The sequence below is a fragment of the Chitinophaga deserti genome (assembly GCF_003149455.1).
Taxonomy (GTDB): Bacteria; Bacteroidota; Bacteroidia; order Chitinophagales; family Chitinophagaceae; genus Chitinophaga; species Chitinophaga deserti.
The window spans coordinates 121,535-138,264 of record NZ_QFFK01000010.1 but is presented as its reverse complement, the minus strand read 5'-3'; the positions used below and the strand labels follow the sequence as shown (position 1 = coordinate 138,264).

Annotated in this window: 8 protein-coding genes; all 8 read right to left on the bottom strand. The window is 52.5% G+C overall.

The features are described 5' to 3' along the window. Positions 1 to 2: 2 nt before the first annotated feature. Positions 3 to 1,880: a M1 family metallopeptidase gene (locus DEV76_RS21530; RefSeq protein ID WP_109700011.1), complete on the bottom strand. Its 1,878-nt coding sequence runs from the start codon at positions 1,878 to 1,880 to the stop codon at positions 3 to 5. Between the two features lie 80 nt (positions 1,881 to 1,960). Continuing rightward, on the bottom strand, positions 1,961 to 5,830 hold the full coding sequence (locus tag DEV76_RS21525; protein ID WP_198652156.1) for an eCIS core domain-containing protein: 3,870 nt from the start codon (positions 5,828 to 5,830) through the stop codon (positions 1,961 to 1,963). A gap of 4 nt (positions 5,831 to 5,834) precedes the next feature. After that, the gene (locus tag DEV76_RS21520) at positions 5,835 to 6,509 is read right to left on the bottom strand and encodes a chitosanase (protein ID WP_109700010.1); all 675 of its coding nucleotides are present in this window, start codon (positions 6,507 to 6,509) and stop codon (positions 5,835 to 5,837) included. Between the two features lie 18 nt (positions 6,510 to 6,527). After that, positions 6,528 to 7,892 (bottom strand): ATP-binding protein, encoded by a 1,365-nt coding sequence (locus tag DEV76_RS21515; RefSeq protein WP_109700009.1) that lies wholly within the window; start codon positions 7,890 to 7,892, stop codon positions 6,528 to 6,530. After that, positions 7,885 to 9,327 carry an eCIS core domain-containing protein gene (locus DEV76_RS21510; RefSeq protein ID WP_109700008.1) on the bottom strand — a complete coding sequence of 481 codons (1,443 nt, stop codon included), beginning with the start codon at positions 9,325 to 9,327 and terminating at the stop codon, positions 7,885 to 7,887. The genes DEV76_RS21515 and DEV76_RS21510 overlap by 8 nt, the downstream gene beginning before the upstream one ends. A 107-nt stretch (positions 9,328 to 9,434) precedes the next feature. Beyond that, entirely contained in the window at positions 9,435 to 11,768 is a 2,334-nt protein-coding gene (locus DEV76_RS21505; protein ID WP_157963030.1) for a vWA domain-containing protein, read from the bottom strand. A gap of 26 nt (positions 11,769 to 11,794) precedes the next feature. Continuing rightward, complete coding sequence (locus DEV76_RS26025; protein WP_157963029.1) at positions 11,795 to 13,429, bottom strand: contractile injection system tape measure protein; 1,635 nt, start codon at positions 13,427 to 13,429, stop codon at positions 11,795 to 11,797. Beyond that, entirely contained in the window at positions 13,398 to 16,727 is a 3,330-nt protein-coding gene (locus tag DEV76_RS21490) for a hypothetical protein (protein WP_157963028.1), read from the bottom strand. The genes DEV76_RS26025 and DEV76_RS21490 overlap by 32 nt, the downstream gene beginning before the upstream one ends. Positions 16,728 to 16,730 lie beyond the last annotated feature (3 nt).

The following is a 16,730-nucleotide window of genomic DNA, read 5'->3' as shown; positions in this document are numbered from 1 at the left end:
TCCTATTTGGATACTGCCTTGTTGTTGCTGCGGTCTACGTCAGCCATACGCTGGCTGGGATCGATCTCCAGGCTTTTAATCTGAGACAGCGGCGCATCCAGCACTATGCGGTAAGCAGGCTGCGTCCATTGCCAGCTGTCATGGATGATGCGCTTCACGCTTTCATCTTCGTTTGGCTTGTTGCCGAACATAATGGATTGCGGAATGTAGTGCATTTCTTTGCGCCCGTCTTTTGTTTCCACCAGCAAATCAATGGGCATGGGGAAATCGCCGGCGTTACGGATCACTACCACTGTTTTACCATTGGCTTCATGAATACTATCCAGCGCGTAGTTGATATGCCTTGTGGTGTTCACCATGTATTGCAGGTACCAGTCGAGCTGAAGACCGCTTTCTTTCTCCATAACGCGGATAAAGTCGCGCGCATTCGGGTGTTTAAAACGCCAGTCGCGGTAATACCTGTGAAGCCCCGCATCGCGGTTAGCTGCGCCAATTACATAACCCAGCTGCTCGAGGAATACAGCACCTTTGGAATATGAGCTGACACCATATGCGAGGTTAGTATTGTAATGATCGGCATGCATGCTGATGGGTTCTTCGAAGCCACTGCGTACCAGCCGGAAATAATTTCTATAGCTGCCTTCGTGATGCCAGTTGCCTTTGAGTGAATCGATGGTATTACCGATAGTCAGATCTTCCGCGAAAGTGGTAAACCCTTCATCCATCCAGGGGTACAGGCTCTCGTTGGTAGCCAGCATGCCCTGGTACCAGGAGTGCATCCATTCGTGGATGGCAACGCCGTAGAGACCGTCCATTTTACCATTGCCCATAATAAGCGTAGCCATGGGGTACTCCATACCGCCATCGCCTCCCTGAATAAAGGAATACTGCTCGTAGGGGTATGCACCGAAGTGTTTTTTGATATAGGCGTACGCCGCGGGGATCATCTCTGCCAGTTGCGGCCAGGTGCTGCGGGTATTTTCATTTTCAAGGTAAAAGAAGTGAGCGGTGAAGTTGTCTACCTTCTTAGTAATGTGCTTATAATCAGTGTCAGCAGCCCAAACGAAGTCGTGTACGTTGGGGGCAAGGAAATGCCAGGTGAGCGTTTTGCCTGCCGGACGGGTTACTTTAGTGCCAGGGGCTTCATAACCATATCCGATCTGGCCGGGATTCTGGAGATAACCGGTACCTGCCAGTACATACTTTTTGTCGATAGTGATTTTTACATCATAATCGCCCCATACGCCGTAAAATTCACGGGCGATGTAAGGGGTGGGATGCCATCCTTCATTATCATACTCACACATTTTCGGATACCATTGTGCCATGGAATAATCCACCCCTTCACTGTTCTCCCTTCCACTGCGGCGGATCTGCACCGGCACCTGTGATTCGAATTCCATATCGAAATTAACGGTAGACTTAGGCAGGATGGGCTTATCCAGTTCCACCACAAGGATGGTCCCTTCCGTTTTCCAGGAAAGCTGGCGGCCGTTCATCTTGAGTGACAGTACTTTCTGGTAGCCGATTTCAGCGGGCGTGAGCTTAGAGATACGGTCGGTTACCCGGGCATCCCAGTCGTACTTGATATTTCCTTTCGCGTCTTTAGACACCCCGATCTTTCCCAGCTCCTGGCTGCGCTGATCCATCATACTGCCGGGCTGAAAAGCATTCCAGTACAGGTGATAAAACACACGAAAAAGGGTGTCGGGAGAATTATTGGTATAAGCCAGCTGTTGTTTGCCGGTAAAACGGTGGGTGCTAACATCCACAGTAACATCCATTTTGTACTTAACGCGCTGCTGCCAGCGGTCAGTTTGCGCACTGGCGGTAACAGATCCCAGCAATACCATTACAACCAGGCCGATAATTCTTTTCATGATAACTACGATTGGTATAAGGAGCGAAAATAGCAAATTTCGGGGCTTGGCGGAGAGAATTGGGATGTGCGGGGGTGTTATCAGTAAAAGTTCGTAAATCTCCAGAGGAGGAAGAGGTGATCGAGCGTGAGGAGATCTCCCGTTTTCTGGCCAGTTAAGAACTCGAAGGCCTGGAGCTTGATTTTACCGTCTTTGCTGGTCCAGTTAACACTGATTCCGTCCATGGAATCGGAATCATTCATGGTAACGGCCTTGATATTGTCCATCAGGTAAAACTTCATGATGTCCACAACCACCAGTTCTTTATGGCCTTCCCGTTCAACTTCCGCCACTTTTACGGAAGCACCCATCCTGGCACCGCCGGAAGTCTTCAACAGCATTAATCCGCCGTAGGAGCGTTTCAGGAATCGTAACCCTCCTTTGGGAACATTTTCCCAGCTGGTATAGGATTCCAGATCCTGTTTGAGGGCACTGTCTGACGGGAAAGATTTAGCCATGGCAGCCACCACTTCCGGTTTCTTGTAGAATTCTTCCATCTTCTTCCTTACTTCCTCCTCCATCTTCTCGTTGGCTTTCCGTTCTTTTTCTGCTTTCTCGGTAGCTTCTACGGCCTTGGCATTCTTATACACTTCATCTTTCTCCAGTCCGTTTTTCTCATACACTTTCTGTGTGGTGCCGCCACCGGCGATCCCGTCGGCATGTACACCCATAGATTCCTGCAGGTCATATACCGCATTGGCAAACTCATCCGTTGTTGCGTCAGTAGCACCGGGCTGGAACAGTTCAGGCTTCCAGCCAATGGCTTTCTGGTAGCTGGCATTTGTGCGTTTGGCTTTATCGTAATCGATTTTACGGCTCACGGCCTTGAGGGCTTTGGCGAAATCGATCTGTCCGGATTGTGCATCTTTACCTGTTTCGAGGAGCTTCTTCATTTCTTCAGGCTTCTTGCCCGATTTCTTGAGTGCGTCTACCATGGCTTTGAAGTCCGCTTCGGTCATGGGCTTATCGCCCTGTTTGAAGACTTTATTGAGGTCAGCCAGCATTTCATCTTTAAACTCTGCTTCCCATTCCTTGCGTGCTTTGGCTATTGCAGGATCGTTGGGATTGAGTTTATCCAGCCCTCCACCGATGGCACCCATTCCGCCACCTCCGCCGCCTTTCTTAATGCGCTGGCAGCCATCTGCCCCGGCGAGGTACGGTTTGAGCGGGGTACCTTCCAGCAGGTCGATCATGAAGTTATGCAGCTTCTCCCCAACGATGGCATCCATCAGTGCCTGCGCAGCGGGCTTGGCGATATTGTTCTCGAAATAATCTGTTCTAGACAACAGGCTGAGGCCGGCCGATATACCCAGCTGCGCCACAAGCCCCCAGAGGCAACCTAATGCGGGTGGCGTGCCGCACGATACTACCTGAACACCTATACGTACGGCAATTTCCACGCGGTCTAATATTTCGCGCCATGCCTGAATGGTTTCCACAGCTTCGGTAAATTTCTTGATCTCTTCCTCGTGCTTTTCCACCTGCCGGTCGAACATCTCTTTGAAGCTCATTACCTCACAGCATTGCGGGCGCAGTTCTTTCAACATTTCTTCGCCCTGCTCTTCCAGCCCTTTTTCATATTTGCCTACGATTACGCCCAGCACACCGTTCATACATTTCACGAAGCCCTGGAACGCCAGGCCTATCATTTCCTGGAAGATCTTCACTGCCAGCCGGATGATGGTTTTGGTGGCTACTTTCTTCCATCCATCGAATACGCCTGCGTTGGATTTCATGGCTTCCGCTTTCTCGCGGTGCTTCTTGAACCTGTCGCGCACCCTTTCGAACATCGCCTCTACCTTATCGAATGTTTTGGCGAATTTAAAACGGAGTGCCCCAAAGATGCGGCCACGCAGGCCACTCCAGAAGCGGACATCTTTTACCTGCTTCAGCTTTTTGGCCTGATCGGCAGAGGTTTTGATCTTCAGTTCCTTATCCACCTTACCACGCTTCAGGATGCCTTTAGCCTGCTCTTTCAGGAACTTCTTCGGCTTCTCCACTCCGGCGTGCCCGCCTGCCCATGACTTACGACTTCCTTCCCATTTCTTATGGGCAGCATCCCAATCCGTTTTTGCTTCATCTTTCTTCTGGATGCGCTTCGGGCCCAGTACGGGGTTCATGTCGGGCTTTTTCTTCCTGAGCTCTTTCAGTAATGGGTCCAGCTTCGTAAGCTGGTTTTCGATATGCTCAGGATACTTAGGTGGCGCATAGGGATCTTTAATGAGGAAATACACGGCGATACCATGCCCCATGTTATAGATCCATACCCTTTGCTTGGTGTCTTTTTTCAGGATGGCATCTTTCCCATACTGATTGTATTGTGCATCGAATTTCTTGTAGTTAATGGCATCAGGGATAAGCGGGTCCAGGTCGAGCGTATGCCCGGTTATGCTTGCGGGAGCTTTGCTGCCGGTTTTACCCGGCCGGTTAGTGTCTTTATGAACCTGCTTTACGAACTCCTGGAATCCTTCTATATAATGGCTTTGCTGATTGAAGGCTCCACTGAGTGTACCTGCGGAACCCGGAAAATCAAAAAGGAACAGGGGCTTGATTTCCCCGATCCAGAAGTTTGGCGGGAAGTTAGGGTTCCAGTCCCAGGTATCGGTTTTAGCCGTGTATTTGGGACCACGTTTGATGCCTCCCGCGTTCTGCTTCATTTCCAGTGCGCGCTTCCCGCTTTGCATGAAACCCTTATAGGTATAATCCACATCATCCTTATCGCCTCCTTCTCCCCGTATCTCTGCCTGAACGGCGGAAACCACATGCCCGTCGGCTTTATAGAGATCCGCAAATCCGGCGTTGTTGATTTTAGCACCGTGACGTGTGGCTCCCGGTATACCGGCTTCGGTAATGAGGTTGGTATCTTTCCCCCGCATTCCTGTCTGGATATTCTGGTGTGCCCAGTTACCGATCTTGGCTTCCTCCGCCCGCTGCACCTTTGGCTGAATGGGGGCACTGCCAGTTTGCTGCACTACGTGTGTCAGTTCATGTGCAAGCAAGCGTTTACCGGAATCGGACTGACCGTCGAATTTATTCTGATTAAAGTAAATGTCTGACCCGTGTGTAAATGCCTGTGCATTGATGCTGGCAGACATTGCCGCCGCTTTGCTTCCTGTATGAATTCGCACATGACTGAAATCCTGTGCAAACCGGCCTTCCATACTGGCGCGGAGCCCGCCACTCATAGGCGCTCCGCTTCCCTTACTGGCACGCAATCCTGATTCAAAACCCGGGCTGGCAGGTCCCGCACCACCCGGAGCTTCTTTAGGACTTACGGTATTCCCACCACCTGCGCCTCCTGTTTCATCAGGCTGGGCTTCTTCTTCCAAGGCATCACTTTCCGCGTCTTCTTCCGTTTCTTCCTTCGAAGCATCTTCAATCTTACACTCTTCGCAGGAGCGCTGGATTGTATCGCTTTGGGGTAAAGAGCTATACGCAGAGCGCTGCACCAGTTCTTCCTTTTCACATGCCGCACATTTCCGTTGCACCGGCATGCGGTGTACTTCTTCTTCCGATTCACAGGCGGCACATTTTCGCTGAACGCTTTCACCACTACTACCCGTATAGGCTGATCGCTGCACCATATCTTCCGCATCGCAGGTGGCACAGGCGCGCTGAACGGGCGCCTCTGGCATAGTACCCATATATTCCCGCTGAATGAAGCCCGATGCACCACCGGGGGCTTCCGGTGGAGAGGATGGATCCTGCGAACGCATTACCACATCCGCCACGGCATCTGCCTCCCGTTCCTGCGGATCGTCGGGAGGGCTCACTTCCAGCTTGGCCTGCACAGGCATGCCCCCGAAGAACGGACGCTCTTCGTGATTGCCGGCACTCTCTGCATGTTCATGTGCGGGAGTCTGGTTGCCGGGGTGGGTATGGCCTATATGTGGTATTGCGCCTGTGGACATATGTTTATGGGATGGTTACGCCCTGTGTCTTAACAGGCTGGTCGAGCATCCAGTTGCCTTTATTCATTTCGTTCAGGAATGTTTTGGTACGGTATACCGTGGGCCGCAGGAATTTCTTCGAATGCGTAGCCAGCCAGTTGTTGCGTGTTTGCGTATAGGCTGATATCCATGCTTTTTCATCCCCGCCGCGTAATGGAGTTCGCTCTGCGAAACGTGCCCGCAGAAATCCCGGAACAATACCGGAATGGATGAAGCTATCGTAAATCACCAGCAGGCTGAGGGGTAACGCAAATTGCTCAGCAGTAAAGAAGTGCATGGCCGGTTCGAAGTACAGGATCTCAAATGTTTCGTCCTGCGCCTGCCGCATCAGCGGATCCTGCTGGGCACTCACTTTCAGCAGTCTTTTAAACTCATTATCGTTTACCAGCGGCACCGTCCCGATCTTTGGCAGGTATACCCGGAACTGGTCCGAGAACTGCCCGTTCAGATCCACGTACCGGGAAATGAGGTTACGGAGGTTCCCCTGCTCGGTGGTTTGACTGCGCCCGTAAGTGATCTGCCGGGAGCCGTTCCTTCCGTCGGGGAATACAGAGATGGCATCGTATTCGCCTTCTGCAGAACCTGTCTCGAACACGTTCACGATGGCCATGATCTTTTGTTTGATAGCTGGAGTAATCATGATGAAAATATTGATGGGTTATTTACCTTCTTTTTCCAGTTCACGCTTTACACCGCGCAGCACATCGGCATGCCCTATTTCAGGACCACCTCTGTCCAGCGCCTGTAGACATACATATTGTACCACATTCAGTATATGCGATCCGGTAAGCTCGTATTGTTCTGCCACCGCCTTCAGGTCCACGTCTTTCTGCAGCTTTGCCGCGGCAGGGAAAGCTTTCTTCCATAGCAGCAGCCTGTCTTCCGCACGGGGTGGCGGAAAGTAGATGATGGAATTGAAACGGCGGATGAATGCATCATCCATATTGTTCTTGAAATTGGAAGCCAGGATGGTAAGGCCCGCATGGCTCTCAATCCGCTGCAGGAGGTACGATACTTCCTGGTTAGCATATTTATCGTGCGCATCACGTACACCGGTTCGCTTGCCGAAGAGGGCATCCGCTTCGTCGAAGAACAATATCCAGTCTTTATGCGCTGCCTTATCGAACAGGGAAGAAAGGTTCTTCTCCGTTTCGCCGATGTATTTTGACACTACGGAAGACAGATCTACCCGGAACACATCGCGCCCGGTGTATTTCCCGAGGAGAGTGGCAGTAAGGGTTTTCCCTGTTCCCGGCGGGCCATAAAACAATGCCCTGTATCCCGGTTTCAGCTTCCTGCCCATATTCCATTCCTGCATTAGCGCTCCCTGGTGAGCAATCCAGCTTTCCAGTTCCCGGATTTGCGCACGTACACCGTCAGGCAGCACAAGGTCATCCCACTCCAGCTGCGTTTCAATATATTCTGCAGGAAACTGCATACTGAGCCTTGGCCTTGCAATACGACCGGTCATGAATACCTCAGCATATTCCGGATCTGCCATCAGCCGGCCGCTAAGCGCGGGCTCTCCTGAGCGTACGCCTTCCAGGATGAGGATTTTATTTCTGAACAGGTAACTGCCTTCTCCAAAAAGGGGCAGCAGTTTTAACCGCAGTCCTGCATCGCTGCCTGCAAGGAGGAACATCACAGTTTCGCCTGTTGGCAAAGTACCGCGGTGGTTAGTGCCCTTCATCCCGCCGAATTCTGCAAATTCACCACCCTGCGGGAGATAGGACTGTATGATATTATCGAAGAAGCCTGCTACAACACCGGGTGCCAAAGCACAGGTAAGCAGCAGTATTTCTTCTGTAGTAAGCTCGGCATGACGCACGTACCGGGCAAAAGAAGTTTCATCGTTGGCAGGCGGCACGGGAGTTTCCGGCCGGATATAGGGCGCCTGGCGGAAGTGGGATTCCAGCCGTGCTGTGGTAAACGCTTTCAGCCATTCGAGGGTATGCACGAGAAAAGGTTCCTGTATACCATTACCGGAAGCACGAGGGGGTTTTATGTTGGATGTTTTAAGCATATGCAGTATCTCCGTCTTCTAATATGGATGGAAAATCACCCGGTTCGCGCCGTGGCGTGGGGAAGTCGCCCAGATCGATACGGCATAGTTCTATGGCCGGGTTATCGTAAATAATATTCACGTTGGATGCGTTGAGTCTTAGCATGAGGGCCACCTGCTCGCGGAGCAGGTTAAAATGCCTGAGTTGTGCTGCTTCCGCAGGATTATTCATGATACCGCCTCCCACATCCCGGAAGCCTCTGCGGCCGCCCGTAGCGTAGTTGGTTCCATTGGTGGTGAAATACTCCTCCGCATTGCCGAGCATATGCCCGAATTCATGCGTAATATCCTGCGTATCGGCTGTTCCCCAATCCGTCATGCTCGACGTTCCTCCTGAGCCGGCCCGGCCTCCTGTGGTGCCACCTGCGCCTTGCGGGTTGATGGTATAATGCGCATCGGCCGCTCTCCGCTCCCACTGGATATTAACGTAGATGGGCATTTTGCATGGGCCCAGTCTCCCGCCTGCAGGCTGTATCTTCAGATACATGTGATTACTCCACCGGCTTTGAATTGCTGCCGCCCATGCTGCCTGTACGGCAGGGGTTGCGGTGGAGTGAAGCCGCATGGTGATGGTAGCCCTGCCACGCAGTGCATCCAGCCCGATGTGGAAACGGGAGGTCCAGTTGAAGGTACCGTTCCAGGCGGCATAAGCTGCAGGAGCACCGGAAATTGTCTCCGACCGTGCTTCTGATACTTCGCGCGTTAGCCGCAAATTGTACGGCCATGCGTACCGTTGAATCTTTTTACGTGCCAGTGTTCCGCCCTGCTGCACCACATGCGTAAGCTCGTGGGCCAGCAGCTGACGGCCGGCGTGAGAATTAGGTGCAAACTGTCCGTCGTTGAAGAAAATATCTTTGCCAGTCGTAAATGCTCTGGCACTGAGGTTTTTACTAAGCTGTCCGGCATCATTACCGGTATGTACGCGTACGTCGCCGAAATCCCTTCCGAAGCGGGACTCCATGAATCCACGGGTATCGCCCGGCAGTGGCTGACCTCCGCCACGCATACCATTAATGGCGCTTTCTGTTCCGGAACCCACTACAGGAGCAGGAGCTTCACCTGAGCGGTGCGCTTCTTCTTCTCCCGCGCAGGCGGCACACTTCCGCTGGGCTGCAGGCGGAATTACCGGGGTAATCCTTTCTGCCAGCGGCATCCGTTGGGCCATCTCTTTATCTTCCTGTTCGCATGCAGCGCATTTACGCTGTACGAACGGGGTACTTCCTCCGAAAGCAGCCTGTGGTGCGGGCATCCGCATCACCTGGTCTGCCATGGCATCGGCTTCTTTTTCATGCGCATCTCCCGGCTCGTTAACTGCGAGCTTAGCCTGGAAGAAAGGCATTCCGCGTGGTGTGGCGGCATGAGCGGCCGCCGGGGTCCCGCTTTTTTCCTGTTTCATCCGGATGCGTTTTTATTAGTTTCATCAGAAGCCGCACGTATAAAAACGCGCGGCTTCATGAGTCCTCCTTAGCTAAAAGGGGCCCGGCACAAGTGCCGGGAACCCTCCTATTTCTTTCTGCGCAGCAGCAGGAACAACAGAATGATAATCAGCAGCAACAGCAGCCAGATCAGCCATGAGGGCAATCCGAACACTGTTCCCGGTTTCTTGCCTGCATCTTCCAGCTTGCCGGTATAAATTTCCTGTCCGAGTAATATGAGTTTGGTGTCTTCTTCGATCTTACCGCCGAAGGTGATGGTATAGCTGCCATCCTGGTGATCTTCCACTCTTTGAATGGTAATGTTGGGATTAGATACACTGAATGCATTCATTAGTGCGGGGCCAACATACATGCCATAGCTGGTCATGGGCCTGAAGTTCAGCACCAGTGTTCCGTTTACGATGGAAGTGGTAACGTTGGAGGCCGCCATATTCACATCGCCGAAGGCTACATATACCGCTTCGGTAAAGGTGCGCTCGAATTTACCCATGGCAGGTGTTTCCGCTGTTACGAAGTATACCAGCTGATATACCCCGGCAACGGTAAGACTGTCAAAAGTACCTTCGTACTTACCATTACCTACATGCGTAAGGGTTACTACGTTGCTCACCGCATTGAAACGGTTGCGGAAAGTAGAGTCCTTCATCAGTTCTTCCCATTTCTCCACACCGGGAGCAGTGGAATCCGCATCGGATATTTTTACTTTCAGGGAATCGAGTGCGAGGGCATTACCGATATCTTCACCGGGGCGGGCACAGGCCACTTTCACAACGGCACCGGTAATGGGTACCTGCAGGCGCTTGAGGTCGAAGGTCAGTTTCAGCGAATTCTTCACGCGGGGTTGTTTGGGCGAGAAGGAGCTGGTCATATCCACATAGTGATCGTCTGCCACTACATTAAGCCCCAGCCGGAGAGATTTGGGGACATTGGCGGCTGCATGTGTAGCGGCTATGCCGATCACCGGCTCGAAGTAAGCGATTTCCCAATCACCATGCGGGGTGAGCGTATCGCCGTCTTCTCCGAAATCATATACGATCAGGAAGTTGCGGGTTGATGTTCCTGCAAAGCTCAGTCTTCCGTTACTACCGATCTGCACACCGTTCTTCCGCACTTCTATCAGTTGGCGCAGGTAAGGCAGCTGGGTGGAAGAGAACAACATATTGCCGGTAAATTCCAGCACCAGCTTATCCACATCTTTATTCAGTGAGAATTTCGCGAGTTCAGTACGGCCTGCGCTGGAAACGAATTTCACGGAACTGGTTACCAGCTGCGGACTGAAGTGCGAAAGCATGGTGATGAACTGCTGCGTAAATCCGGTTCCCATACCCAATGAGCCGTCCGGATCACCACCGGGGTGAGCGGTATAGCTGGTACCGTCGAGGGTAGTATTGTATTTACCGCGGTTATTGTTTGCCAGGTTCATGAGCACACTGTGATATTCCGGTGCAGGGCTGCCGATACCAATAGTAGCGATCTTAATACCACCCACTCCTGTGGGAAACGGAGGCTGGCCGGTTACACCGGTACCATTATCGAGTACCAGCGGCGGTTCGTTCTGAATACCATCCGTAAAGAGCAGGATACCACGTGCACGATCAGGAGTAGTAAGTTTGGCTACTGCATTGATAAAGCCTTTACCCATAGCGGTCATGTCTTCCGGATTGATAGAATTCAGTTCCGCTACCACTACGCCGGGCAAACCGGCATCCACTGGTTTCAGGACGCCGCAGCAGGGAGATACGGGAGTGGCATCTGTATGGAAGTACGTAATACCCAGGCGGCTGCCTTCGATAGCGTGCTCCTTATACAGATTGGTAAAATTGCCCACGGCTTCTTTAAGGGCCTGCCAGCGTGTGGGTGCACCCATATCGGTGCTTGTTTTCTCGAACATACTACCGGAACGGTCGAGTACCAGTACCAGGTCCAACGGCTGGGTAGCTTCGAAAATAATCTTAATCTGCGCCGAGTTAACTGCGATATCCGGACTGACCACGCTTTCATCCTGCACACGGATATTGATTTCCCAGGCGCCGGGAACGGTAGGTGTACCTGCTACTACGAGGTCGCCATCGGGAGAGGTAGACTGTCCTTCTTCCGCAGGAAAGAGGCCTTTAAAGCCGTCTTTCTTGAATCCGAACTCACCGGGATCAGGGCCGCCGAGGCCCGGAGGAGGGGGATCCTGGATCGTCCATTTTACGTTGCCACCTGCACCGCCTATGCCTATGGTTATGGTACCAGGCGTAATGACGGAACCTACTTTCACGAGTGGCAGCTTCACAGTCTGCGACGATCCGATGTTAACAGTAAACTGACTGAATGCCAGATGGGGAAGAATGAGCATCAGCAGGAGCACGAGTAAGTTCCTGCCAAGCGTCCAAACAATGAGGTTGGGAGTCTTCATGATATGTGTGTTTTTAAAAAATTTCATCATACCCAGTTTACAGCGATCAATTGTTCCATCCATGGCAGTCGTACCATTGAGTAGCCCCAGGGGAGGCGGGCAATGAGTACATCCTGCGCACGTTTTTCCATTTCGAGCTGCATGCCATTTGTGCCGGTGCGCAATATGCCGGGCCTTTGCAGGAAACCTTCCCGCAAACCGTCTTTCCCGGTGCTTTTAAGAGCGCTCCAATGTTTGAGTACTGCCTCCAGCAGTTCATCGCAGGAAGCCAGTGCTTCATCCGAAAGCGGCGCTATGGCTTCCAGTGGTTCTTCCGGAACAAGGCCTGCCAGTATCTTCTGAAAAACGAGCCGGTACTCAGGCAGGTTTTCGTCGCCGTCCGATAAATACCCCAGCAGCCGCACTGCTTTTTGCCGGCCCTGTTCCGTCCATTCATTGTTGGCTCGGCATCCGGTGGCGGAGAATAATTCTGTAAGGAAGGGATGCAGCAATACGAGGCCCGCTGCTTCCAGATAAAGCCCGTCTTCTTCCTCCATCTCTTTTTTCTTATTTGCCGTATGTTTTGCTTCCTGTTTACGGATCGTTTTACTTTCCGCTATAGCGGTTTCTGATTTAGGTTGAGTACCGGGATTAGCGGAGGCATCTGTTTTCTCATTCCCATTTTGCTGCTCCTTAAGGCGGGTAGCAAGGAATTGTGCGAGAGATGCGTCTTTTACGGAAGACAGCTCACCAAGCATTACTGCCAGTAAATGCACCGGCGTAACGGTTGGGAAAATGACTCCCCAATGTGTCTCATCCCAATTTTCAATGCTGGATGTCTGTAACCGCAGCGTCCAGTAGCGTTGGCGGAAAGCAGGATAGAAATGTCCGAATCGCTGAACGGCTGCTTTGAGCAATTCCCATTCGCGTAGCAGTTCGGGCATCGCCAAACCTTTCTCTTCCATCATACGCAGCATCACCGCATCATCCAGCACCTGCACACAGCGGATGGCCTGTACATTACTATTTATCTGCCGGGAGTTTTCAAACTGACCTGCCCCCCGCTCTACTGCATACAGGATCTTCCGCACTTCTTTTTCCGTTAAACCATCCTGGAACGCTTTGCCGAAAAAATCTGTTCCTCCATGATCAAACCACCAGGGCAAACGGCCTTCCTTGAGGAAGTGAAGGAAAGCAGTCAACCGTGCCTGCATTTCATTCATCAGCGCCGCAGGCGTTTCACGGCGGGGCTTTTTCACAGGAAAGGATGCTCCCTCTTCCCCAAAGGAATCTGTAGTATTTGTTTCTGTTACTCCATTTGTAAGTCTGGAAGGAGAACCGGCAGCAGCAGGAATAATATGTGCAGCCGCTTCATTCCTTTTCCCATGCAGAATGATCAGAAGTTTCTCACGCAGCCGCTCCCCTGCTTCTTTAGCAAAAGCATCCTTCCCACTGAATACACCCAGATCAATTTCCAGCCGGTCGATGATGAGATGCTCCCCTTTTTTGTCAGCCTCGTCGAAGCATGCTTCCAGCACAGGCAGGAGGTGGTTACGGTGAAGATCCGCAGATGCACGGTCCCACTCCCACGCCGGTGTACCGGTATGGGCGGTCAGCTCAAATAGCTGGCGGTGGATCATATGCCGGAGATCATTCATTTTCTGCAGCAGCGATGATATCATTTAAAACTGCTACCAGCGCATCTCTCGGCGCCTGTAGCGTTGCAGTATCGTTTTCGTCGGTAAGCCATTCCGATTGCCATCCGTGCCATGCAGATTCGAAGCGCCCAAATCCGGGAGAGCCTGCCGGTGCGGTGGGCAACTCACGGTCTACCCACAATATCCGGGGCAGGATGTGCGCAGGGCATGCAGTGCGTACCTGCTTCTCCGCAAACCTTCTGAACTCAGGGTCACGGTATTTGGCAGGCATGTCGGGCTGAAGCGGGCCTCCACTAAAGTCGCTCGCATATCCTGAAGGGAACACTACTGTTATCTGGAAAGAATAAGGATCCGCTGTATCCGGGATCACCAGTGGCGGCACCGAATCATCAACAGGAGCAAGCAACAGGTGCTCTGTTATATACATGCCTTCGCCGCTGAAAAGGCGGTTCAGCATCAGCCATATGCGCCTGATACCGGCTTTGGCAGCTTCCTCCGACGGGAATGTGCCGCCCGATGTTGCCAGCACCTCACCAGCCGTCAGCATCAATTGCACACGGAACAGGTTGGGACCGGCAGTAACAACACGGTAGTTTTCTATCTTCAGTCCCTTAGAAATGGCCAGTTGAATACCTGCCTGGGCAGCAGTAACGGCATCAGGATCAGTAGCACCGGTGAATACATCATCACTTACGAGCAATGTATCGCCGGTATGTGCAAAGCCGGAGAACAACCTGAATTTCTTTTGTATAGGAGGTGGCTCATCAAACACTTCAAAATAATCTGCAAGAGATGAGAGCAGCTGCCGTTTTTCCTGCACCACTATTTCCAGCAAATGACAGAGTTTCCTTTCCAGTGGTGTAAGTGCAAACCTTTCCCAATGGCTGCGCACAAAAGCCCTGATCAATGCAATTCCTGCGATAGCGGTAGGTGCATCGGGGTATTGTGCTACTGACCGGCCGTAGGGGGCGGCATCCGGATGCTCACGCAGCTGCAGGTGGAAAGGCGCACCCAGCGGCTGGGCGGAATACGCTACGGTATAACGGGCCAGACTCATGGCTGCGGCTGCCTGTAACGTTGCCTTCATGGCAGTTTCCCTGGCTGGTGCCGATGCCGGATCTTCTTCCGCGGTATAGCCCCGCAGCAACGGTTGCCCGCCGGAATTGAGGATCGTCCAATTGTATTGTCCGTTGGAAAAAGTGATATCAATAACCGAATCTTCCAGCCATACGGGGTTGCCGAACGATTGTGCCCTGTGCCGGCTCAATGCCGGCAGCGCGTAATAGAACGCGGATTTCTCACGTATCAGCTGAAGGGATGCTTTAGACATCTGCTCCTGCTGATGCGCCAGCAAATCAGGCAACAGTACCGGTGTACTGGCATCCGGCTGTAGTGCTTCGTGAAATGCCCATGATGAAGTATCATTCATATTCTCTCCGAACATGGCCAGCAGGTGGTTCAATACCCTGTTGCGCCTTTGCTGGAACTGTACCGGTGTTTCCGCTGCAGTCTGCAATGCCGTTTCGTATCCATCGCCTAAAAGCAATTGTGCCTGTGGCAGTTGAGGTAGCGGCTGGTTGAAGATAGTACGGTCTATGTCTGGAGATGCGGAGAAGAACGCGTTCAGATTCCCGAGCTGGCTGGCGAGCCCTGCCGTGAGTTGCTCAAAGAACAACATGTAACCCTGCAATTGCAAGGCCTGTGCCCTACGGGCCAGTGTGGCAGAATCGGGCAAACCTGCTGAGCCTACGCCATACACTAGCGGCAGATCTTCCTGAATAGGATAATAATCTGCCACGGCAATGCTTTCGGCTTCGGGTAGTGCAAGATCATCTCCCGTACCCAATCCGCCGTTCAGCCATTCATCTTTCAACTGCTCAACACGTGCCAGCACCTGCTGCCAGTCGTACGGAACGGGAATACCATTCCGGAATAAAGTGATCCTGGTTTTGGAATAACTCAGGTGCGGTATATGCTGCTGGCTGTTGGCAAGGCAAAGTGTATCACGGGCACTGTCAGTCACAATGCGGTTATCGATGTAGAGCGACAGGCTGAGTGTGCGGACAGATACGATCCTGCGGTTGTTCACATCCTCCCTGATATTTACATCTTCGTTACCGGCATTGCGATGGCGGAGAATGATGCGGAGGATGTCGGAAGAAAAAAGACGTTCGGGAAGATTAGTGGCTACAAGCGTTTCATCTGTCAGGAAGCCTCCGTTCAGCGGAGGGCCTTCAAACAATTCGTGGGACGGGACATCCACTCCCATGGCCGATAGTCCGCGGATCACGGCTACCGGGGTAATGTGCTGGTCGATATTGAATAGAATGGAAGCAATCAGTTCTTCCGGCGCCACACCGGCATTAATTTCGATTCCTGCATTGATGGCTACTTCCTGTAGCCTCACCGGCTGGAACATGGCAAACCTCTCGCAGAGGTTCCGGTGGCTGCGCATGTACATTTCCACGCTGCGTACGGCTGCAGCGGCATCCAGCACCCAGCGGTTATATTGCTTGAGCTGCGATTGATCGGCCGGGGAATTATCGCCGAGGGTGGAAATATATGTTTGTAAAGCCGCCAGTACCAGCGGGGTTTGCTGAATCGGATCTTCCAGCAGGGTATTGATCTGCGCTACTACCACCAGCTCCGTAACCGATGCGGCGGGTGGCTGGTACTGCACATTAATACGGGCGAGAAAGGAACTTGAATTTTCGATCGGTGCCCAGTTAGTACCGCCTCCTAAATCCTGGAACGTTACATTCTGCAGTTGCACGTCGGCACTGAAGGGCCTGGCAGCCGCTTCGTCCCAGAAGGGAAAAGCGATGTCTGCCGAAATGGGAATAATCAGCGGCGGATCAGGCGGAGTGCTTACGTCTACGTTCAGCTGAATATTGAAGGTGTTGTTATTAACCTGCTTATCCTCAAACTCCAGCAGCACTTTGAGCAGCCCGCTCTGCGCAGCTTCTATGGGGAATACCCACGCATTACGCACCAGCGGATGATCGATGAGCGTTTTCCGGTAGTCGTTGATCGTAAGGGGCGCCATGGGTAATACTACACCGGGAGTAGGACTTTCCTGCCCTCTTCCGCCGGCATCACTGACCAGGAGGTCGCGCATGGGAATACCTGCTTTAAGACCCGCTTCGGTAAGCGCGTAGCAGCAGGCTTCCAGGAGTGTAATACCGGGATCGCTGAGGTTATGGTTAGTCCAGCTGGTACCAGCCGCAGCTTGCAGTACCTTCAGGCCTTCCGCCCGCAGCAGGTTAAAGTCCTGCCCTTTCATGGGCGGCGGACCGGCTGGTATTTGTGTGATCGGTTCCATGGT

Excerpts from the sequence above, each read along its gene's own strand:
- DEV76_RS21530 (WP_109700011.1), bottom strand. The coding sequence starts at position 1,880 with ATGAAAAGAATTATCGGCCTGGTTGTAATGGTATTGCTGGGATCTGTT.
- DEV76_RS21525 (WP_198652156.1), bottom strand. The coding sequence starts at position 5,830 with ATGTCCACAGGCGCAATACCACATATAGGCCATACCCACCCCGGCAAC.
- DEV76_RS21520 (WP_109700010.1), bottom strand. The coding sequence starts at position 6,509 with ATGATTACTCCAGCTATCAAACAAAAGATCATGGCCATCGTGAACGTG.
- DEV76_RS21515 (WP_109700009.1), bottom strand. The coding sequence starts at position 7,892 with ATGCTTAAAACATCCAACATAAAACCCCCTCGTGCTTCCGGTAATGGT.
- DEV76_RS21510 (WP_109700008.1), bottom strand. The coding sequence starts at position 9,327 with ATGAAACAGGAAAAAAGCGGGACCCCGGCGGCCGCTCATGCCGCCACA.
- DEV76_RS21505 (WP_157963030.1), bottom strand. The coding sequence starts at position 11,768 with ATGAAGACTCCCAACCTCATTGTTTGGACGCTTGGCAGGAACTTACTC.
- DEV76_RS26025 (WP_157963029.1), bottom strand. The coding sequence starts at position 13,429 with ATGATATCATCGCTGCTGCAGAAAATGAATGATCTCCGGCATATGATC.
- DEV76_RS21490 (WP_157963028.1), bottom strand. The coding sequence starts at position 16,727 with ATGGAACCGATCACACAAATACCAGCCGGTCCGCCGCCCATGAAAGGG.